Genomic DNA, 20,782 nt, shown 5'->3' with positions numbered 1-20,782 from the left:
AAGTTAATCTAACCTGTTCAAATGACCCCAGAACGTCTCTCCGTTCTGAGGGCGCCTATAATACCTTTTTCATCTTCTCATGCAAGCGCAATTTATGGTTTTTTTCCTGTTTGCACTAAAAACAAACTAAGAGGCTGTTTTTTAGTTAAATTAGCCTTTCAAACCGGAAAGTTGTTGCTGCGCTAAACGAGCAGATGCGCTATTTGTATATTCTTTAAGCACACGATTGTAAAAAGTCGTTGCCGAGGTATTATCGCCTTCTTTTTCAGCGATCATGCCTAACTTAACTAAACTGTCTCCGCGTTTATTCGAATTTGGGTATTTAGTTACGACTGTATCGAAAGCTTGCTTAGCTTCAGCAAAGGTTCCTTTATTAAACAACAACTGTCCCAACCAGTAATTTGCATTAGCAGCGTAGGTAGAATCTGGGTATTGCTTGATGAAATCGCTAAAAGCAGGAATAGCTTCATCATATTTACGTTCTTTAAGGACTAAGTTAACCGCTTGTTCATAACTGCCAGTTTCACCAAGACTCGATTGACCTGCAGAAGCTGCACTATTATCAACCACAGTTACAGACGCAGCTGATGCACTTGCAGATAAATTAGCAATTTCTTCATATAACTGACGTTGACGCTGCAGCATTTGACTAATTTGATAATCTTGCTGTTCCGTTACACCTCGAAGATCTAGCACTTCACGTTGCAAAGCATCTAAACGTTGCTGTGCTTCAAATTCCGTTTGTTGCTTCGCTTTAATAATACGCTCTAAACGAGAGATACGATCATCACTGGAACCACTGGCAATATCTTGCACTGGCGCTGGAGCCGCGGTTGCACCAGCAGCAAAGAACATTGCAGCAACTAAAGCAGCATGTTTCATCAATAAACTCCTAAACTGGCCAGTAAGTACTGGCCTTCCTTAAACGTCTGTATTGTCGTTACGATTAGTAAACTAATACACCACGACGGTTTTTAGCAAAACCACTTTCGCTACGAGAAAAATCTAACGGTTTTTCTTCGCCGTAGCTTACTACACTCATTTGGCTAGGCTGAACACCCATGCCTTGTAGATATTTTGCGATAGCTTTAGCGCGTCTTTCACCTAATGCAATGTTGTACTCAGGCGTGCCACGTTCATCCGCGTGCCCTTCAATCAATACGCGTACATTTGGATGTTCAACTAAGTAGTTACCATGTGCTTGAATAATTGCAGCATTTTCACTTTGCACTTCACTACGGTCAAAGTCGAAATAAATAACGTTCTGAGCGCGTAGCTCTTCTTGCTCGATACGTTGTTGTTCTTCAGGGGTTAAAATTGGGGCTGCACCGCCAGTTTCGACACCACCAGAACCATACTCACCGCCAGTAGTCGTGGTTGTTGAACCGCTTGTAGAACCACTAGCATCAGTTTCAGACTCTGAAGTTGTGCTACATGCACCTAATGCCATAACAGGTACTACAACTAACATAGCTTTAAACAACTTATTCAGATTCATTGGAAATCCTTATTAATTTTATAAAAATGGAGACCAGGCTGGTGACTTAACTTCACCTTGGCCTGCAGGTAATCTTGCTTTGAATCGTCCATCCATAGATACCGCGGCTAGTACTTGCTTGCTTTGGTGTGTTGTACCATAGATAACCATGGTTCCATTTGGTGCAATACTCGGTGATTCATCAAGCGTAGTCGATGTTAACACTTGCATAAAACGGGTTTGTAAGTCCATTCGGGCAATATTATATTTACCATTTGTGCGATTAACAAAAATCATGCTGCGCCCATCAGGAGTCACTGCACCACCTAAATTCCACTCGCCTTCAAATGTCATACGTGAAATTTTACCCGTGCTTAATTTGACTTGATATATTTGCGGTTTACCACCACGTTCAGAGGTAAATATTAAAGATTCACCATCTGGCATCCACGATGCTTCGGTATCGATAGCATAATGGTTTGTGACGCGTTTAATGGCTTTAGATGCAATATTGATAACGTAAATTTCAGGCTGACCGTCTTTCGATAGTGTTACTGCCAATTTTTTACCATCTGGAGAAAAACTTGGCGCACCATTAATACCTGTATGCGAGCTAACTTTAGTCCGTTCTTGAGTATAAATGTCTTGTACGAAAATCTCAGCTTTACGGTTTTCAAAACTCACATACGCTAAACGTCTGCCATCTGGAGACCAGCTTGGTGACATTAGAGGCTCAGGCGAACGCAATAACATTTGTTCGTTGTAACCATCATAGTCAGCAATCATCAAATGATATGGTGATTTTTCACCTTGTTTCACTACCACATAAGCAATGCGACTTAAAAATGCACCACGAATGCCTGTCAGTTTCTCATAGACGATGTCACTAATACGATGACCGTATTGTCTAAACTGCGCTTCACTGATAACCGTTTCGCGGCTTTCCAGCAATAGGTCACTACTTGGCATTGGACCTTTATCTGTCGCTAACTGTGCTTTAACTAAATCAATTAGGTCAAAACTCACCAAATACTGGTTTGTACCATATGGTTTAATAGAGCCAACTAGCAATGCATCGGACAATGCTTCATTCCAGACTTGAGGCGTAAACTCTTTAACCGAACTTATATTGGTTTGTGGCAAGCCACGGGCATCAAGTGGGCTAAAAGTACCACTGCGCGCTAAATCACTGGTGACAACATCACTAATTTGTTCAGGTGCAGGACCTGTACCTTGCCATACAAATGGCATAACAGCGATTGGTCTTGCGGCATCGACACCTTCAGTAATAACAATATCAAGTGCAGCATTAACGTTGCTGCTTATCAGTACTACAAATAGTGTTAACCATTTTGCCAAAATCTTCATGTGACTCCTTTAATTAAATTCCGGTGATACGGTTAAGTTAATTTCTTTCATTTTTTCATATACATCAGCTTCGGAAGAAACGGGTAAACGCCCTGCTTTGTTTATTGCAGTTTTTGCTGCACGGCAAACCACAGGATCACCGCTTAATGTTTTACTTGAAGTCACAAAGCCATCTTTAGCCAAGCGAACGTTAACTACACAGCTCTTTCCTCGCATTGATTCATCGACAATTAAACGTCGTTGTATTGCTGATGTAATCATTGCAGTGTATTTATTAACTTCTGATACAACTTGCCTTCCACGAGTGGCGGATAAAGCGACCTGCTCAGCAGCCATTGCTTCTGCCATTTCATTTTCTTGACGTTGACGCTCTGCGTCTTCAGCTTTACGTTTACGTTCAGCCTCTTCTTTACGTTTTCTGTCGTCTTCACGCTTTTTCGCTGCTGCAGCTTCTTCACGCTTACGCTTTTCATCTGCTTTTTGCTCAGCCGCTTTACGTTCAGCTTCTTGCTGTTTACGCTGTGCAGTGGCTTTTTCTGCTTTGGCTTTTTCCGCTAACTCTTTTTGTTTAGCAGCTTTAGCTGCATTATTGGCAGTAATGGTTTCTTGTTCTTTTTGCTTACGTTGAATTTCAAGCTGTTTGATACGATTTTGTTCTTTACGAACTTCGTCTCGGGCCTTTTTAGCCTGCCTATCTAAATCTGCTTGACGCTCTTTTTCTTTACGCTGGGTATCTGCACGCTGCTTTTTAAGCTTTTCAGCATGATCGTTTATACGCTGCTGATCAACAACCACTGCTTGGACAACGGGTGCCGATTGCGCCATTGGCATATGCTTTGGTTTATCATCAAAACTAATGCCCAATGCAAGTGCAACAATAACACCGATATGTATACCAGCAGATATGACTACAGGTAAGGTTAATTCAGATTTAATGGCCACCATATTACTCCTCTGGTGAATCAGTCATTAAGCCTACTGCTGGAACACCAGCACCTTGTAGACTGACCATTAATTGAATCACGCTCTCATAAGGAATACGGCGATCGGCTTTTACAACTACAGGTCTTTCTGGCTCAAGCTGGATCATGGCGCCCACTTGAACGGATATTTCGTCTAACTCAAGAGACTCATTATTAGAACCACTACCAATATTAAGGAAGTAATCACCGTTTTGATCAATTGATGCCACTATCGGTGGCTTACTTTCAGCGGGTAAAGCCTCAGCTTCGCCCTGTGGTAATTCAACATTGACACCTTGGGATACGATGGGTGCAGTCACCATAAAGATGATCAATAACACCAACATCACGTCTATATAAGGCACAACGTTAATTTCTGCAACTGGACGACGGCGCTTACGTTGATACATTAAACAGCTTCCTTCTCGCTGTAGGCTTGGCGCTGTAATATGTTAGAAAATTCTTCCATAAAGTTAACGTGAGCCATTTCAATTTTTTCAACTTGTGTCGAGAAGCGGTTATAAGCAATAACGGCAGGAATAGCGGCAAATAACCCCATAGCAGTTGCAATCAAGGCTTCAGCAATACCAGGAGCTACCATTGCAAGCGTCGCATTTTGAACTGCGCCCAATGCAATAAATGAATTCATGATGCCCCAAACCGTGCCGAACAAGCCAATATAAGGGCTGGTTGAACCAATGGTGGCGAGTAAAGGAAGGTGTGTATCAAGCTTTTCAACTTCACGCGATAAACTTACTCGCATAGCACGTGATGTACCATCCATAACCGCTTCAGGCGATTTACTGTTTGCAGAGCTCAGACGTGAATATTCTTTAAAGCCCGCAACAAATAACGCTTCTAAACCTGCAAGCGGTTCACCACGAACGGACAATTCTTTATAAAGTTTGTTTAAATCGACACCAGACCAAAAAGTATCTTCAAATTTTATTGATTTAGCTCTGGCGGTATTCAGCAGTTTACGGCGCTGGATAATCACTGCCCAAGAAGCAATAGATAAACTCAATAACGTTAGCATTACCAGTTTAACGAGAATACTTGCCTCTAAAAAAAGACCAATAAATGAAATTTCAGCTTGCACGATTAAACTCCTGCACAATATTAGATGGAATAGCCCTTGGTCTCATTCTAGATAAAGCAATACACGCGACAATAATGGTAGCTTCGCAATATATCGTCCCTTTATCATCAACCAAGCACTGCTTAAAAACCAAAGAGGCTTTCTTTAATTCTATGACCCTTGATTCAACAGTTAAGTTCTGTTCGAATCTTGCTGCAACTTTAAAATCTAACTCAGCATGTTTCACTACGAAGGCGATATCTTCAGCTAATAGCTTACTTTGATTGACTCCCATCGCTTTTAACCATTCCGTGCGCGCACGTTCGAAAAAGTTTAAATAATTTGAATGATAAACAACACCACCAGCATCGGTATCTTCATAATAAATAGAAATAGGCCATGTAAACATAATTAGCGATTGTGAATTTTGCGTAATAAAAGATGGCTTACTATACCGAGTACCACCACGCTTGTGAACAAAGCGACGGGTTATTAAGGTCATTATTTTAGGCTTTAGAGCTTAATTTGCCATTAATAAATGGCTTTTGCAGGCATTACACTAACAAATGAAGAAACTTTAATGTTAGTGATTGATAAGTTTACATTCTGTTAACGGTAAATTTGAGATTAGCACTGCTATACGATTGGAGAAAACCAGAATAATAGTACTAACCTCAAGCGTTATTTACATACAATGATGACTAAAAATTATCACTGGCAAGATTAATCAATCTTAGCGGGGATTGATAAACCAAAGCTTTGCCATAAAAAACTATAGATATCGGCAGATTCGTCTATCTTCATCGCTGTGGGTTTGCCGGCGCCATGGCCTGCATTTGATTCAATTCGCATAATCACAGGTTTATCAGCTTGCTGATACTTTTGCATCATTGCTGCAAATTTAAAACTATGTAGCGGCACCACGCGATCATCATGATCGGCCGTCATCACCATAGTTGCAGGGTAGTTACCTTGCTTTACATTATGATATGGCGAATAAGCTAGCAAAGCAGGAAATTGCTCAGCAACTTCAGCACTGCCGTATTCACTGGTCCACGCCCAACCAATAGTGAATTTTTGAAAACGCAACATATCAAGTACGCCAACTGCAGGTAACACTGCAGCAAATAGATCAGGACGCTGGGTTAACACTGCTCCCATCAATAAACCGCCATTACTTCGACCATAGGCACCTAACTTTGATTTGTTGGTGTATCCCTTCTCGATAAGATATTCAGCTGCTGCGTAATAATCGTCAAATACATTTTGTTTTTTATCGAACATGCCCGCTTGATGCCAGCTCTCACCGTATTCAGCACCGCCACGAATACTCGGCACAGCATAGACGCCGCCCATATCTAGCCAAGCGATGTTCGCAGGGCTAAATCGTGGTGTTATCGATATCGCAAAACCACCATAGGCATAGAGTAATGTCGGGTTTTCACCGTTTAAGGTCACACCTTTTTTATACGACACCATCATCGGAATGCGAGTGCCATCTTTACTGGTGTAAAACACTTGTTCAGACACGTAATCATCAGGATTGAAGGAAACTTTAGGCTGATTATATAAACTGGTTTCGCCGGTTCTAAAATCAAACTTATAAATAGTTTGTGGTTGAACATAACTATTAAAAGCAAAATAGAAATAATCTTTGCTGCGTTTACCGTATGGTCCTAAAACGCGACCTTTACCAGGAAGTGCAACATCTTGTCTCTTTGTTCCATTTAAACCATATATTGATACTTTTCCTAATACGTCATGTAAGTAGCTCACGACAAAATGGTCATGCACAATGGCAATATCATTAATGGGATCTGCTGACTCTTCAATAATCGTTTGCCATTGTGATTTCTCTGGACGATTAATATTAATCGCAATCACTTTGCCATTAGGCGCATTTAGATCCGTTTTAAAATAGAAAAACTGGTTATCGTTACCTAAGAAAATATACTCTGCTTCTAAATCGGCAATTAGCTCTACGACATCTGTATTAGATTCAGCTAAGGATTTGTAAAAAAATCGATTTCGGCTATCAGTGCCTTGCGAGATAGACAGCAATAGATAATCCCCCTTCTCGGTCACTTCAGCTGAAAATCCCCAATCTTTATTTTGAGGACGATCATAGATAAGCGTGTCTTCACTCTGTGGTGTACCAAGCTTATGATAATAAACCTTTTGATTGAAATTCACATCCGCCAATACATCACCACCTGCTGGTGCATCGTATCGAGAATAATAAACACCTTGATTGTCTGAATCCCAATTCGCTGAGGAAAACTTAATCCAATCCAATGTGTCTGTCAGTGCTTCACCAGATTCAATATCAATAAATTTCCATTGCTGCCAATCTGAGCCAGACTTAGAAACCCCATAAGCCAGGGTTTTACCGTCATTACTTACAGAAACGCCAGAAAGCGCAACAGTTCCATTATCTGATAAGGTGTTTGGGTTAAGTATGGCTTTGGTGTTACCCGCTTTATCGGTGACATATAAAACAGACTGAGACTGCAAACCATCGTTGCGGTAGAAAAAGGTATTTTGACCATTCTCAAATGGCGCTGATACTTTTTCAAAATTCCATAGTTCAGTAATACGATCAACAACAGCCTGCTTGTTAGTAATATTATTTAAATATTGCTGACCAAAATCTTGCTGTGCTTTTACCCATGATTCAGTTTCGGGTGTGTTCTCTTCTAAATGCCGAAATGGATCAGCAACACTGACACCATGAATTGTCTCGACTAAGTTTTGCTCTCGCGTATTTGGATAAGAATATTTAGTGCTATCGATCACTTTATCGACTTCGCTATCTGGGGCATGCTGGCAACCTGCCACCGCAGTAGCCAGTACAATTGCGAGCAGTGAACCTTTTAATAAGGGGGTTTTTATTATCATTTTTGCTAACCTTGTTTTTGCATTACGGCTTCTTGCCTAAAAGTAATATACCCAAAATATGATTTTTTGCGACTTTCTCAGTTTAAATGGTGATTTCAAGCCTATTTCATGGGGTTATAAGCAGATATTTTTATCTCATTAGTTTTTATATGCAGCCCAAAGTGGAATATTTAACATTTGTTTATCAAAGAGAGTTGACTGTTTTCGATTAAATATGCACGCAGTATGCTTATAACCCAACAGATTAGGCTTTCAGGTCATCTTTAAGTGCTTACACTCATTTTCTTGATTAAACTAAGCATTAGTAATACTAATCCTAAATCGAAATTTTTCTAGTTTGCCAGATTAGAGTAATATCTCTAATATATATCTTGTTTTCAGGACATAGCTTAATTGAGTTATTGAAAACCAAGAACTTCAAGTTGATGTACCCCAATACCTCAACTTATCCCTGGTTCTTATGCTTGACTTCCTTCCTTGAATTTGTGAATACAAATTATTTTGCCTACTTACTTTAAGTAGGCTTTTTTTTGTCTTTTTTTCGGACCAAAATTTTGTTTCGCCCATAAAAAATGACTCAATCAATTGAGCCATTCTTTCCTGCGGGTTATCTAAATTTTAAATAGACTTGGATATTTTGATCACGACCCTTCGGTTACGCGCTCTTTCTTCAGTTAATTGATTCGACGCCACGTGCCTTCTTTCTCCGTGGCCCGTTTTATGGATTCGACTTTGTTCGATTCCGCTTGCGACTAATATGTCAGCCACGTTATCTGCACGCTTATCTGAAACTCTTTGGTTAGTTGAGCGACCGCCATAACTGTCTGTATATGCATCAACAAAAACTAAATCCACATCTGAATCATATGACAAATATTCCTGTACACGACTTAACTGATGTTTAGAGAAACGAGTAAGTTGTGTGCCACCTTCTTCATAATTCAATACAGTAAAAGCTATATCATCAAAACTGTACGGTAATAAGGTTGATAAACAAGAACGAAACTGGCGATATTGGCCACCAAAATTTGCCGCAGACAGCCCTACTGCCACTTTATCCGACTGGTTATACCAATCAGCATAGTAAAAGGTGGGTTGCATACCTTTACTTAACTCAGACAGCATAGACCAGGCAGCTTTCTTTGGTACTTCACCATTAAACTGTTTATGGTATTGAAGTTTGGTAATTTCTTTCGCGTTTACACCTGGGCGCCATTGTGGTGCCTTACTGATAAGGTGTGCATCGGTTATTTGATCAGGCTTATTCCACATATCTAACGTGAAATTCAAATTTAAATCTTTGCCCGCTGTGCTAGTAAAAATGGCTTTGCCATAATCTGGGATATCGTGCTCGAGGCGACATTCGATGGGGCTATTCTCACTAATACGCCACATTGAGTTATCTAGGGATGCTACATAGTGTTGCAAATCAGCTTGCGCTGAAGAGACAAAACAAAAACTCGATAATAAAAGAAGGTTACGCCACATAAAATCATCCCGATTATTGGTCACATTACTTTATCGGCTCTATTTAATTAATCTTTAGCAGATAAATTAGCAATCGAGCATGACACTTGGGCGCAGTTTTAGCATAATAGCCGACATAATGAAGAATGAGGTTTTTAATGAGCGATATCTGCGACGCAAACAAATTCAAACACCGCTTTAGAGGTTACTTCCCTGTCGTCATCGATGTTGAGACTGCTGGATTTAATGCTGCAACTGATGCGTTGCTAGAAATAGCTGTCACCACCCTTAAAATGAATGATGATGGAGTAATCGAATTAGATAAAACGATTCACTTTCATATAGAGCCTTTTGAAGGGGCTAACCTTGAGCCTGAAGCATTAGCGTTTAATGGTATTGATCCAACTAATCCATTACGCGGTGCTATTGATGAGAAACAAGCTTTTCTCGAAATTTTTAAGATGGTGAAGAAAGCCCAAAAAGCGGTTGATTGCCATCGAAGCATCATTGTGGCCCATAACGCGGCATTTGATATTGGCTTTGTGAATAAAGCCATTGAACGTTGTGATTTAAAACGTTCACCTTTCCACCCTTTTGCGACTTTTGATACTGCAACACTTGCAGGTCTTGCTATTGGACATACCGTATTAGCTAAAGCTTGTAAGATGGCAGGTATCGATTTTGATAACAAAGAAGCACATTCAGCACTATACGACACAGAACGCACGGCTGAGTTATTTTGTTACATCGTCAATAGATGGAAAGCGCTAGGTGGTTGGCCAATGCCAACAGCTGATGAAACAGAAGATGGGGAAGATAAAGAGAAACTTGTTGAGTCAACGAGTGCTGAATCTACCGAAACAAATTCTATCGAGTCTGACTCAGAGTAATAGATTTTTTGGTAATAACCATTCAAACTAATTTTTGAAACTTTGTTATGGAACAGATTGTTTAACAATGATAACTGAATCTTTATTTGCCTAAAACTGAAATAAAAAAAGCTGCCAATGGCAGCTTTTTTTGTTCTAATTCGCTAACTTAAAGCTGGTCAGAATTATCTTTTAAGTAAGAAGCAACACCTTCAGTTGTTGCAGTCATACCTTTATCGCCTTTTTCCCAACCAGCTGGACAAACTTCACCATGCTCTTCGTGGAATTGTAATGCGTCGATCATACGCAGCATTTCATCAACGTTACGACCTAGTGGAAGATCGTTAACCACTTGATGACGAACCTGACCTTCTTTGTCAATTAAGAAAGAAGCACGGAAAGCAACACCTGCTTCTGGATGCTCAACATCGTATGCTTTACAGATTTCGTGTTTAACGTCAGCAACTAGTGTGTAGTTAACTTCGCCAATACCGCCTTTATCTACTGAAGTGTTTCTCCAAGCGTTGTGTGAGAACTGAGAATCGATTGAAACACCGATAACTTCAACACCACGTTTAGTGAACTCTTCAATACGGTGATCAAATGCAATCAACTCTGAAGGACACACGAAAGTGAAATCGAGTGGGTAGAAGAAAACAACTGCTGGCTTACCTTTAATCGCTGTAGATAGGTTAAAACTATCAACAATCTCACCAGTACCAAGAACCGCTGCGGCAGTAAAATCTGGGGCCGGACGGCCTACTAATACGCTCATTTTGTATCTCCATCTATGGATTGAAAAAATTTAAAACAATGCCTGTTAATCTGAGTAGCATTATACTTAAACTTGAGCAATATGCGAGGCAGCTCGCATAAATGCATACCTAAATATGTATATCAATTCGATAATCGGTCTACACTTTACCGCTAATTGATTAAAGAGATAAGCCCTTTAAGATGAAATATGTTTTACCTGCTTAAAAATACTTCTTTTAAATTACTCGCTGATGACAAAGAGATTAAAATCAACATTACTACAAGCCCTGTTACATCAATGAAAAACCCTACTTACATGCATACAATAAATTTAAACTCCTTATAGATAAACTGGACATGTATTCCTATACAGACAAGAATAAGCTCAGAATAATTATCAAAACATAACTTAATAAGAATTAAATAATATGAATGCAGTCGTAATTGCTGTCACCTTAATGCTTGCATTAAGTCTCATGCGTGTGAATGTTGTCATTGCGCTTACTGTTAGTGCCCTTGCAGCGGGTCTTTTTGGTGGTTTAGATATCCATCAAACAATCACAGCGTTTAATGATGGACTTGGAGGCGGGGCTCAAATCGCGTTAAGTTATGCGTTGTTAGGTGCTTTTGCTGCAGCATTGTCCCATTCTGGTTTAACCACACTTATTTCACACAGTATAATTAAGAAAGTAGGCAAAGAGCCGAACAGTACTAATACGCTAGTCGTACGCTGGTTAATCTTGGTCGCTATTCTATCAATGGCAATCAGCTCACAGAATATTTTACCTATCCATATCGCATTCATCCCGATCCTCATTCCACCACTTTTACACGTATTAAGTAAATTGCAGATAGATCGTCGTTTGGTGGCTTGTATCATTACATTTGGTCTTGTAACCACTTATATGATTTTACCTATCGGTTTTGGCGGGATCTTCTTAAATGATATCTTACTGGCTAATTTGAACAATAACGGCTTAGGTGCAGTTAAAGAACAAATCCCTATGGCAATGATGCTGCCAGCGTTAGGTATGATTACCGGTTTATTAGTCGCTGTTTTCATTACTTACCGCAAGCCTCGTCAATATGCGATAACTGAAGTTGAATCAGCAGAAAAAGAAGTCAGCATTAATAAGAAAACCATCTTCATTTCACTATTTGCCATTTTTGCTACCTTAGTGGTGCAACTGCAGACTGATTCAATGATTTTTGGTGCCTTAACCGGTTTTATCATCTTTAGATTCTCAGGCATTATTAAGCCCGATGTTAGACAAGATATGTTTAACCAAGGCGTATTGATGATGGCAAATATTGGTTTTATTATGATTGCTGCCGCGGGCTTTGCAGCGGTGGTAAAATCTACCGGTGAAGTCAGCACCTTAGTGACTTCATTAGGCGATATCATTGGTGATAATAAAGCGCTTGCGGCATTACTAATGCTCATTGTGGGCTTATTAATTACCATGGGGATTGGCTCTTCTTTCTCTACGATCCCCATTATTGCCACTATATATGTACCACTTGCACTGACATTCGGTTTTTCTGTGGCGGCAACCATTGCATTAGTCGGCACAGCTGCGGCACTTGGAGATGCAGGCTCCCCAGCATCAGATTCAACCTTAGGGCCTACGGCTGGTTTGAACGCTGATGGCCAACATGATCATATTCGTGACAGTGTTATTCCAACATTTATTCATTACAACATCCCACTGATTGGATTCGGTTGGATTGCAGCAATGGTGTTGTAGTTCGTACTACAAGCATAAAAAAGGGAGCCAATTGGCTCCCTTTTATCGATTATATATTTGGACTTATCACCAGATTAAGCGCTAAATAAATTAAGCCTTATTTAGTTCCAAATATTTTGTCACCCGCATCACCTAAACCAGGTAAAATATAACCTTGTTCATTTAAGCAATCATCAATAGATGCGGTATAAAGCTCAATGTCTGGATGAGCAATCTCTAGCGCTTTAATACCTTCTGGCGCAGCAACAAGCACTAAGGCTTTAATTGACACACAACCACGACTTTTCAATAAGTCGATAGTCGCAATCATTGAGCCGCCAGTTGCAAGCATTGGGTCAACAACAATCGCTACACGCTCATCGACATTACTAACAAGCTTGTCAAAATAAGGTACTGGCTCAAGTGTTTCTTCATCGCGGTAAATACCGACAACTGAGATTTTTGCACTTGGCATATGTTCGAGAACACCATCCATCATACCAAGACCAGCTCGCAGGATAGGAACAACGGTGACCTTCTTACCTTTGATTTGCTCAATTTCAACAGGACCGTTCCAACCTTCGATGGTCACTTTCTCTGTTTCAAAATCAGAAGTAGCTTCATAAGTTAATAAACTACCAACTTCTGTGGCAAGCTCACGAAACCTTTTAGTACTAATATCAGCTTCACGCATTAAGCCAACTTTATGGCGAATAAGCGGATGTTTTACTTCAACGACTTTCATTTTGCACTCCTAATAATGAGATATTTTTCGCAAATTGTTCAAATTCTAGTTTATTTATCCTCGGTATAAAACATAAAGTTTCATATTTGCAGGCAATCTCACGCTAAACCAATAAATCTATTACGAAAAACTGTTTTCATAAACGTATAAAGCTAAATCATGGCTTTCGACTAGTAACACAAGCTGTTAGAATATCGCCGCATAAAATCCCATAAAACGATGTACCCTAGAGGAAACTCCGTGACTACTCCTACACCACTTAGTTACAAAGATGCTGGCGTTGATATTGATGCTGGTAATGCATTAGTCGATAACATTAAAACTGCGGTAAAGCGCACTCATCGTCCAGAAGTTATGGGCAATTTAGGTGGTTTCGGCGCATTGTGCGAGTTACCCACTAAATATAAACATCCAGTTTTAGTTTCTGGTACTGACGGCGTTGGTACAAAGTTACGCTTAGCCATTGATTACAAAAAGCATGACACTGTTGGTGTCGATTTAGTTGCTATGTGTGTTAATGACTTAATCGTATCTGGTGCTGAACCATTATTTTTCCTTGATTACTACGCAACCGGCAAACTTGATGTTGAAACAGCAACATCCGTTGTTAACGGTATCGCTGAAGGTTGTTTTCAGTCGGGCTGTGCACTAATCGGTGGTGAAACTGCTGAAATGCCAGGCATGTACGAAGGTGAAGATTACGATTTAGCCGGCTTTTGTGTTGGCGTTGCTGAAAAAGAAAACCTCATCGATGGTACTAAAGTAAAATCAGGCGATGCACTAATTGCACTGGGTTCTACTGGTCCTCATTCAAATGGTTATTCTTTAATTCGTAAAGTACTTGAAGTGAGCAAAGCGGATCCTAAGCAAGATTTAGCCGGTAAGCCGCTCATTGACCATCTTTTAGAGCCAACAAGAATTTACGTTAAGCCATTATTAAAATTGCTAGAACAAACTGAAGTTCATGCAATGGCTCACATCACTGGTGGTGGATTCTGGGAAAATATTCCTCGTGTACTTCCTGCTGATTGTAAAGCCGTCGTCAAAGGTGACTCTTGGCAGTGGCCTGTTGTTTTCGATTGGTTAATGGAAAACGGCAATATCGAACAATTTGAAATGTACCGCACCTTTAACTGTGGTGTTGGTATGATTATCGCTCTTCCTGCAGAAAATGTTGATGCTGCATTAACATTGTTAAAAGCTGAAGGCGAAAACGCTTGGTTAATCGGTGATATTGCTGCTCGTCAAGGCGACGAAGAGCAAGTGGAGATTAACTAAATGACTGAATGCTGTCGTGTTTTAGTTCTCATCTCTGGCAATGGTAGTAATTTACAAGCCATTATTGATGGTTGTGATGACAATGTCAGCGCTGAAGTTGTTGGTGTTATTAGTAACAAACCTGATGCGTACGGGTTAACACGTGCACATCAAGGTGAAATTGACACCAGTTGCGTGATTGTGCGCAAAGATGAAACACGCCAGCAATACGATCAACGCCTACAGCAAGCTATAGAAAAATATCAACCTGATTTAATCGTGCTTGCTGGCTTTATGCGTATTCTATCTGATGAATTTGTTAGCCAATATATGGGGAGGATGATAAACATCCACCCTTCTTTATTGCCTAAATATGCTGGATTGAATACCCATCAAAGAGCAATCGATGCTAAGGATGCTGAACATGGTGCCAGTGTGCACTTTGTCATTCCAGAGCTTGATGCAGGTCCTGTTATTCTTCAAGCTAAAGTACCGGTTTATGAAGAAGACAATGTTGAGACACTTTCTGCACGTGTACATGAACAAGAACATGCCATTTATCCTTTAGTGGTTAAATGGTTCAGCTTACAACGTTTAAAAATGGTTGACAACATCGCCTATTTAGACAATGAAAGTATTGGTATCCATGGCTTTGCACCTGATTAAACCAATTTAGTTCTGTATCTTGCTTAAATAAAAAATCTCGCTAAGGCGAGATTTTTTATTTCTGATGGATTATGTTTTGGCCGTTTTACCTTACAGGTAAATCCATATCAGCAAACATGCCATCAATTAATTGTTGGTCTCTTAACGCAACCGCTTTTTCTACCACATCTCGTGTCAGGTGCGGCGCAAAGTTATACATAAAGTCATACATATAACTTCTTAAGAAACTACCTCGTCTAAAGCCAATTTTAGTGGTGCTATGGGCAAATAAATGTCTCGCATCTATCGCCACAAGATCTTTATCAATCACCGGATCAATAGCCATAGAAGCAATCACTCCAACACCTAAACCTAATCGCACGTAAGTTTTAAGTACATCAGCACTTGTTGCACTGAAGACGACTCTTGGCTCAAGATTAGCCTCATTAAATGATTTTTCAATTTCAGACGCTTTATCGAAACCAAAAACATAAGTAACAAGTGGAAATTCAGCTAAATCTTCAATGCTTAGGGTTTTACGGTTTGCAAGTGGATGATCTTTGGTGACGACGATAGAGCGATTCCAGTGATAACAAGGCAACATAATCAAGTCTGAATACAGATGCATGGCTTCAGTCGCAATCGCAAAATCTGCATCACCGCGGGCTGCTTGCTCACTGATTTGTGATGGAGTACCTTGATGCATATGCAAATTAACTTTTGGATAGCGTTTTATGAAAGGTTTAATGACTTGTGGCAAGGCATATCGAGCCTGAGTGTCTGTAGTCGCAATATTCAACTCGCCCTGATTTGGCTGAGTGTATTCTTCAGATACTTTTTTAATGCTTTCAACTTTACCTAAGATATCATTCGAGATATCAATGACAAGCTGGCCGGCTGGTGTAACATGAGTGAGGTGTTTACCACTTCGACCAAATATCTGAATACCTAGCTCATCTTCTAGCATTCGCACTTGCTTGCTAATACCCGGTTGAGAAGTATAAAGATCTTCAGCAGTGGCTGAGACATTCAAATTATGCTTTACCACTTCGGCAATATATCTTAGTTGCTGTAATTTCATGTTACTACCTTCACCTTTGCCATACACATTTCATTTTAACCTTATATCTAAATGTTATAGAACATCTAGATTATTAATGCAAATAGTAATAACGAGTTTGAGAATTTTGCATGATGCAAGTCACTAATGGTAATCTTGAGGTCTGTGTCGATATTTATGATAATTTTCGCTATATAGTACGACTTTTTTACGACACACTCTTTGTCATAAGCTAGAATGTAAGCTTTAGATGTACATAAAAGTGGCCTGTTAGCCACTCTGCAATTTTAATTAATGGATCCCATATGACCTTTACTTTGGTATTGATTCTTTTAGGTGCACTTTTCATCCTAATTATCGGTATAAGTGTTATTCAACAGCAAAAAGAGCGTGCCGAAGCCGAACGACGTACGGAACTAAAACGTCAGCGTGCGATAATTGATGAAACCGAAACGGTTCTGTCAAACACGGGGTTAGCTTCTTTTCCTAGTAGCATTATTCTTGTTTTATATAAAAGGATAAGTGAAGCGCTAGAAGTGTCTATTTCACATCTAGAGAAACAACCTCAACAAGCAGATTACCAGCGCAGACTTAATGATATACAAGCTCAAATAACCACATTAGCGTCTAGCCAGACTCAAGCACTTGCCATAGAAAACTTTCGTTTACCTGATAATGACAAACAAATCCTTGAACTGGTTCAAATGCTCAAGAAGTTAAAGGCTATTGTCCGTGCAGAAAACAACAAAGGTAAACTGGACCCACAGGTATTTGGTGAAGCAGAGAATAGAATTGATAGCTATCAGCTTCGAATAAATGTTGAATCTATGCTTTCAAGAGCTAGAGCGGCAAATTCATTAAAGCAGTTTGGTTCATCGAAACAAATGGTCTCTAAAGCGCTTTCAACTCTCCAAGCCATCAAGGCTAAAACACCTAATGATCCTTTTATCACTAAAAAAGTAGATGAAGCAAAAGAGCTACTAGCTGAAATTAATGCCCAGCAAAAACAACTCAACCCTGAAATCGTCACAGCACAAAAAGATGATGGTGATGATATCGATATGTTGTTCCAGCCGAAAAAGAAATGGTAAAGATTTAACCAGTAAATATTTCTAATTAAAGCCTCTTCGGAGGCTTTTTTATTGCATGAAATTAATTTACTCCAGTGTTTTTAATACTGACCTTTTAATACTGAGCTTTTACTTCGACGCTAGCTTATTAGTGTGACCAACATAAGCCTACGAAAAACAGTTAACTTTTCATTGCAGGCTTGCTGGGATAGATACTTAATGGGAGATAGTTTGAGTTTAGAAAAATATCTTAATGCTCATACCTGAATAACTGAATATAGGTATTAGATTTATAAATCTAAAGTTAATTGGCTTTATCGAGTTAGCGTCATTAACTAAAGCGACTTAAACTAATGCGTTCTAAACTAGAACGCTATTTTTAGTTTCATTTTAGAAACCATTTCATATTGAAAAAATAAGCCATAAAAATGGGACCCTAAGGTCCCATTTTCTGTTCAATAGCCAACTTGATAGTAAAGAATATTAATCCTCTTTCTTCTTCACTGCCTTCTTCGCAGCAGGCTTTTTAGCCGCTGCTTTCTTAGCTGGTTTCTTCTTAGTCGACTCGCTTACCCACTTACCGCCAATAAACTTAGATGACCAACCAGTGGCTTTACCATCAACTTCAGTAGCAACATATTGCTCTTTGGTTTTACGGCTAAATTTAACTGACGCTTTATTACCATCATCATCTGTTACTGGCGCATCGGCTAGGAACATATACTTAGGCCATAATTGCTCACGGTAGTGAACTAACTCTTCAACAAGCGGAGCACGCGTCTCTCGAGATTTAGGGAACGTACTTGCAGCCAGGAAAATACCCGCAGCGCCGTCACGCAACACGAAGTGTGCATCAGACTTAGTACATTTTAAATCAGGTAAGAAGATAGGATCTTCTTTAGGCGGCGCAGCTTCACCAGATCTCAATAATTTACGCGTATTTTTACATTCGGTATTAGTACAACCAAAATATTTACCGAAACGACCATTTTTAAGTTCCATGTCATTGCCGCACTTATCGCACTCAATGATTGGACCTTCATAGCCTTTGATCTTGAACTGACCCGCTTCAATTTCGTAACCAACACACGTTGGGTTATTACCACAAACATGAAGTTTACGTTCTTCATCGATGAGGTAACTGTCCATGGCAGTGCCACAAATACCGCAGCGATGCTTAGCACGCAGTGCATCTGTTTCAGCATCTTCATTATCGCTGACAGCTTCTTCACCTGGCGTTAGGTTCATCGTAGTTTTGCAGCGCTCTTTTGGCGGCAATGCATAACCAGAACAACCCAAGAACACACCTGTTGTACCAGTACGAATACCCATAGGGCGTCCACAGGTTGGGCACTTAATGTCTTCAGCAAGCACCATGTCATTAAGACGCATGCCGCCTTCTTCAGGATCTAACTCAGCATGTTTAAGTTGCTTGGTTAAATCACCGTAGAAACCATCAAGCACTTTTTTCCACTCAAGTTTACCTTGAGCGACATCATCGAGTGTCTGTTCCATGCCAGCAGTAAAGTCAAAGTTCATAATGTCACTGAAACTTTCAACTAAACGGTCACTGACAATCTCGCCCATTTTTTCAGCAAAGAATCGACGGTTTTCAACTTTAACGTAACCGCGGTCTTGAATAGTTGAAATAATCGTTGCATAAGTCGACGGACGACCAATACCGCGTTTTTCAAGCTCTTTAACCAATGATGCTTCACTAAAGCGCGCAGGCGGCTTGGTAAAATGTTGTTTAGGCAGTAATTCATTCAGATCTAATACATCACCTTTGTTCACAACCGGTAAGGTATTATCTTCTTCATTCTTTTTACCCATTGGCGGCTGAACTTTAGTCCAACCGTCAAAACGCAGCGTACGACCACTGGCTTTTAAATCATATTCACCCGCTGTAACAGTCAGGCGAGTTGCATCGTATTTAGCTGGGTTCATTTGGCAAGAAACAAATTGGCGCCAAATCAACTCATAAAGACGCTGAGCGTCTCTTTCCATATCAGACATCGTAGCTGACTGAATTTTCACATTAGACGGTCTGATAGCCTCATGCGCCTCTTGAGCACCTTCTTTGCTACCATATCGAATAGGATTCTCAGGTAAATACGCATCACCGTATTCTGCAGCAATCATTTCCCTTACGCCTTCTACCGCTTCTTGACTTAAATTAGTCGAGTCGGTACGCATATAGGTAATATGACCAGCTTCATAAAGGCGCTGTGCCATCATCATGGTTTTCTTCACCCCAAAACCAAGGCGCGTACTCGCAGCTTGTTGCAGTGTAGAAGTGATATACGGCGCAGATGGCTTGCTTGATGTTGCTTTATCATCACGACCGGTGACGACAAACTTCTCACCTTTTAACGCATCTAACGCAACTTGTGCTTGGGCTTCATTAATCGGACTAAACGCTGCCGATTGAAACTTTGCCACTTGCATCTTAATTTTTTGCGCTTTAGGTGTTGCTAAGTCGGCATGTACATCCCAAAACTCTTCAGGAACAAATGCCTTAATCTCACCTTCACGTTCGACCACAAGCCTTACTGCCACAGATTGAACGCGACCTGCGGATAAACCACGGGCCACTTTCTTCCATAACAATGGTGAAACCATAAAGCCAACAACACGGTCGAGGAAACGACGTGCTTGTTGTGCATTTACCATATTGGTATCAAGTACTGATGGTTTGCTAAAGGCATCTTGGATGGCTGTTTTGGTGATTTCATTGAAAACAACGCGTTGATAGCGAGATTCGTCACCACCAATAATTTCCTGCAAATGCCAAGCAATGGCCTCACCCTCTCTATCCAAATCGGTTGCGAGATAGATGTGGTCAGCATTTTCAGCTAAAGCTTGTAGTTCTTTAACTACTTTTTCTTTGCCTGGAAGAATTTGATATTTGGCAGCCCAGCCTTTTTCAGGGTTTATCCCCATACGAGCCACTAGCGCACGTTTATCGCGCTGTAGTTTGTACTTGGCTTTCTCTTCAGGCTCCATTTTCCTAACTTCAGCAGGCGTTTTAGTCGCAACCTTGCTGTCAGGAGAAGATGATGTAGGCAAATCACGGATATGACCTACACTCGATTTAACGATGAATTCTTTACCAAGGTACTTATTAATAGTCTTGGCTTTGGCCGGCGATTCGACAATAACTAGCGATTTACCCATAGTTTTATTTGCGCCAAAAAGTCTCTAACAGATATAAATTGGTTCCATATATAGAGTGTTGAGACGAATGTTTCAAGTAAATACCTCTAATATGTGTCCAGCGAGCCATTTTTTAATCAATTATAAAAAAAGGAGAAAAAATAATATTCGTTTATAAAAAGTAATATTTCATTATTTGGGGTCTAGCAAGTAAAACTTGTGCATGTTTAGTCACTTTTTCAATATT

18 protein-coding genes are annotated in these 20,782 nt (G+C 40.1%); 5 read left to right on the top strand and 13 right to left on the bottom strand.

Annotation, left to right across the window (positions count from 1 at the left end; genetic code table 11):
• Positions 1 to 150: 150 nt before the first annotated feature.
• The 9 genes from ybgF to FPK91_RS00635 all read right to left on the bottom strand — a co-directional run bounded on the left by ybgF (position 151) and on the right by FPK91_RS00635 (position 9,271).
• A complete protein-coding gene (gene ybgF, locus FPK91_RS00675) occupies positions 151 to 882 on the bottom strand; it encodes a tol-pal system protein YbgF (protein ID WP_144206743.1) in 732 nt (243 codons plus the stop codon).
• Between the two features lie 64 nt (positions 883 to 946).
• Positions 947 to 1,498, bottom strand: a complete 552-nt coding sequence (gene pal, locus FPK91_RS00670) for a peptidoglycan-associated lipoprotein Pal (protein ID WP_144206741.1) — start codon at positions 1,496 to 1,498, stop codon at positions 947 to 949.
• Positions 1,499 to 1,516: 18 nt separating this feature from the next.
• A complete protein-coding gene (gene tolB / locus FPK91_RS00665) occupies positions 1,517 to 2,845 on the bottom strand; it encodes a Tol-Pal system beta propeller repeat protein TolB (protein ID WP_144206739.1) in 1,329 nt (442 codons plus the stop codon).
• A 9-nt stretch (positions 2,846 to 2,854) separates the two neighbouring features.
• Positions 2,855 to 3,787 carry a cell envelope integrity protein TolA gene (tolA, locus tag FPK91_RS00660; RefSeq protein ID WP_144214041.1) on the bottom strand — a complete coding sequence of 311 codons (933 nt, stop codon included), beginning with the start codon at positions 3,785 to 3,787 and terminating at the stop codon, positions 2,855 to 2,857.
• 4 nt (positions 3,788 to 3,791) lie between these two features.
• Positions 3,792 to 4,217, bottom strand: a complete 426-nt coding sequence (gene tolR / locus FPK91_RS00655; protein WP_144206737.1) for a protein TolR — start codon at positions 4,215 to 4,217, stop codon at positions 3,792 to 3,794.
• Positions 4,217 to 4,906 carry a protein TolQ gene (gene tolQ, locus FPK91_RS00650; protein ID WP_144206735.1) on the bottom strand — a complete coding sequence of 230 codons (690 nt, stop codon included), beginning with the start codon at positions 4,904 to 4,906 and terminating at the stop codon, positions 4,217 to 4,219. Before tolQ ends, tolR begins: the two co-directional genes overlap by 1 nt.
• Entirely contained in the window at positions 4,896 to 5,297 is a 402-nt protein-coding gene (gene ybgC / locus FPK91_RS00645) for a tol-pal system-associated acyl-CoA thioesterase (protein WP_144214039.1), read from the bottom strand. Before ybgC ends, tolQ begins: the two co-directional genes overlap by 11 nt.
• Before the next feature lie 311 nt (positions 5,298 to 5,608).
• Complete coding sequence (locus tag FPK91_RS00640) at positions 5,609 to 7,783, bottom strand: prolyl oligopeptidase family serine peptidase (protein ID WP_144206733.1); 2,175 nt, start codon at positions 7,781 to 7,783, stop codon at positions 5,609 to 5,611.
• A 618-nt stretch (positions 7,784 to 8,401) separates the two neighbouring features.
• The gene (locus tag FPK91_RS00635; RefSeq protein ID WP_144206732.1) at positions 8,402 to 9,271 is read right to left on the bottom strand and encodes a flagellar protein MotY; all 870 of its coding nucleotides are present in this window, start codon (positions 9,269 to 9,271) and stop codon (positions 8,402 to 8,404) included.
• Positions 9,272 to 9,408: 137 nt separating this feature from the next.
• Between FPK91_RS00635 and rnt the strand changes: the two genes are divergently transcribed.
• Positions 9,409 to 10,140 (top strand): ribonuclease T, encoded by a 732-nt coding sequence (gene rnt, locus FPK91_RS00630; RefSeq protein WP_144206730.1) that lies wholly within the window; start codon positions 9,409 to 9,411, stop codon positions 10,138 to 10,140.
• Positions 10,141 to 10,288: 148 nt separating this feature from the next.
• Here rnt and FPK91_RS00625 read toward each other — a convergent pair whose 3' ends face one another.
• Positions 10,289 to 10,894, bottom strand: coding sequence for a peroxiredoxin (locus FPK91_RS00625; RefSeq protein WP_144206728.1), 606 nt, complete (start codon positions 10,892 to 10,894; stop codon positions 10,289 to 10,291).
• A 409-nt stretch (positions 10,895 to 11,303) separates the two neighbouring features.
• Here FPK91_RS00625 and FPK91_RS00620 point away from each other — a divergent pair, with 409 nt between their 5' ends.
• Complete coding sequence (locus tag FPK91_RS00620; RefSeq protein WP_144206726.1) at positions 11,304 to 12,623, top strand: Na+/H+ antiporter family protein; 1,320 nt, start codon at positions 11,304 to 11,306, stop codon at positions 12,621 to 12,623.
• Positions 12,624 to 12,720: 97 nt separating this feature from the next.
• Here the strand turns inward: FPK91_RS00620 and upp are convergent, their stop codons facing one another.
• Positions 12,721 to 13,347, bottom strand: coding sequence for a uracil phosphoribosyltransferase (gene upp / locus FPK91_RS00615; protein ID WP_144206724.1), 627 nt, complete (start codon positions 13,345 to 13,347; stop codon positions 12,721 to 12,723).
• 240 nt (positions 13,348 to 13,587) lie between these two features.
• Between upp and purM the strand changes: the two genes are divergently transcribed.
• Positions 13,588 to 14,625: a phosphoribosylformylglycinamidine cyclo-ligase gene (purM, locus tag FPK91_RS00610; protein ID WP_144206722.1), complete on the top strand. Its 1,038-nt coding sequence runs from the start codon at positions 13,588 to 13,590 to the stop codon at positions 14,623 to 14,625.
• The gene (purN, locus tag FPK91_RS00605; protein WP_144206720.1) at positions 14,626 to 15,270 is read left to right on the top strand and encodes a phosphoribosylglycinamide formyltransferase; all 645 of its coding nucleotides are present in this window, start codon (positions 14,626 to 14,628) and stop codon (positions 15,268 to 15,270) included.
• Between the two features lie 85 nt (positions 15,271 to 15,355).
• Here the strand turns inward: purN and cysB are convergent, their stop codons facing one another.
• On the bottom strand, positions 15,356 to 16,330 hold the full coding sequence (gene cysB / locus FPK91_RS00600) for an HTH-type transcriptional regulator CysB (RefSeq protein ID WP_144206718.1): 975 nt from the start codon (positions 16,328 to 16,330) through the stop codon (positions 15,356 to 15,358).
• A gap of 284 nt (positions 16,331 to 16,614) precedes the next feature.
• Between cysB and FPK91_RS00595 the strand changes: the two genes are divergently transcribed.
• Positions 16,615 to 17,400, top strand: a complete 786-nt coding sequence (locus FPK91_RS00595) for a hypothetical protein (RefSeq protein ID WP_144206716.1) — start codon at positions 16,615 to 16,617, stop codon at positions 17,398 to 17,400.
• Between the two features lie 462 nt (positions 17,401 to 17,862).
• On the opposite strand, the gene topA is transcribed toward FPK91_RS00595, so the two are convergent.
• The gene (topA, locus tag FPK91_RS00590; protein WP_144206714.1) at positions 17,863 to 20,556 is read right to left on the bottom strand and encodes a type I DNA topoisomerase; all 2,694 of its coding nucleotides are present in this window, start codon (positions 20,554 to 20,556) and stop codon (positions 17,863 to 17,865) included.
• Positions 20,557 to 20,782: the final 226 nt, after the last annotated feature.

This window comes from Shewanella donghaensis (assembly GCF_007567505.1).
Taxonomy (GTDB): domain Bacteria; phylum Pseudomonadota; class Gammaproteobacteria; order Enterobacterales; family Shewanellaceae; genus Shewanella; species Shewanella donghaensis.
The sequence above is the reverse complement of the archived record's forward strand: the minus strand, read 5'-3'. Positions and strand labels throughout refer to the sequence as shown.

Bases quoted from the DNA above. Each gene is read 5' to 3' on its own strand.
- tolB (WP_144206739.1), bottom strand. From the start codon at position 2,845: ATGAAGATTTTGGCAAAATGGTTAACACTATTTGTAGTACTGATAAGC.
- FPK91_RS00635 (WP_144206732.1), bottom strand. From the start codon at position 9,271: ATGTGGCGTAACCTTCTTTTATTATCGAGTTTTTGTTTTGTCTCTTCA.
- ybgF (WP_144206743.1), bottom strand. From the start codon at position 882: ATGAAACATGCTGCTTTAGTTGCTGCAATGTTCTTTGCTGCTGGTGCA.
- tolR (WP_144206737.1), bottom strand. From the start codon at position 4,217: ATGTATCAACGTAAGCGCCGTCGTCCAGTTGCAGAAATTAACGTTGTG.
- upp (WP_144206724.1), bottom strand. From the start codon at position 13,347: ATGAAAGTCGTTGAAGTAAAACATCCGCTTATTCGCCATAAAGTTGGC.
- FPK91_RS00625 (WP_144206728.1), bottom strand. From the start codon at position 10,894: ATGAGCGTATTAGTAGGCCGTCCGGCCCCAGATTTTACTGCCGCAGCG.
- FPK91_RS00620 (WP_144206726.1), top strand. From the start codon at position 11,304: ATGAATGCAGTCGTAATTGCTGTCACCTTAATGCTTGCATTAAGTCTC.
- FPK91_RS00595 (WP_144206716.1), top strand. From the start codon at position 16,615: ATGACCTTTACTTTGGTATTGATTCTTTTAGGTGCACTTTTCATCCTA.
- purN (WP_144206720.1), top strand. From the start codon at position 14,626: ATGACTGAATGCTGTCGTGTTTTAGTTCTCATCTCTGGCAATGGTAGT.
- FPK91_RS00640 (WP_144206733.1), bottom strand. From the start codon at position 7,783: ATGATAATAAAAACCCCCTTATTAAAAGGTTCACTGCTCGCAATTGTA.
- cysB (WP_144206718.1), bottom strand. From the start codon at position 16,330: ATGAAATTACAGCAACTAAGATATATTGCCGAAGTGGTAAAGCATAAT.
- topA (WP_144206714.1), bottom strand. From the start codon at position 20,556: ATGGGTAAATCGCTAGTTATTGTCGAATCGCCGGCCAAAGCCAAGACT.
- rnt (WP_144206730.1), top strand. From the start codon at position 9,409: ATGAGCGATATCTGCGACGCAAACAAATTCAAACACCGCTTTAGAGGT.
- pal (WP_144206741.1), bottom strand. From the start codon at position 1,498: ATGAATCTGAATAAGTTGTTTAAAGCTATGTTAGTTGTAGTACCTGTT.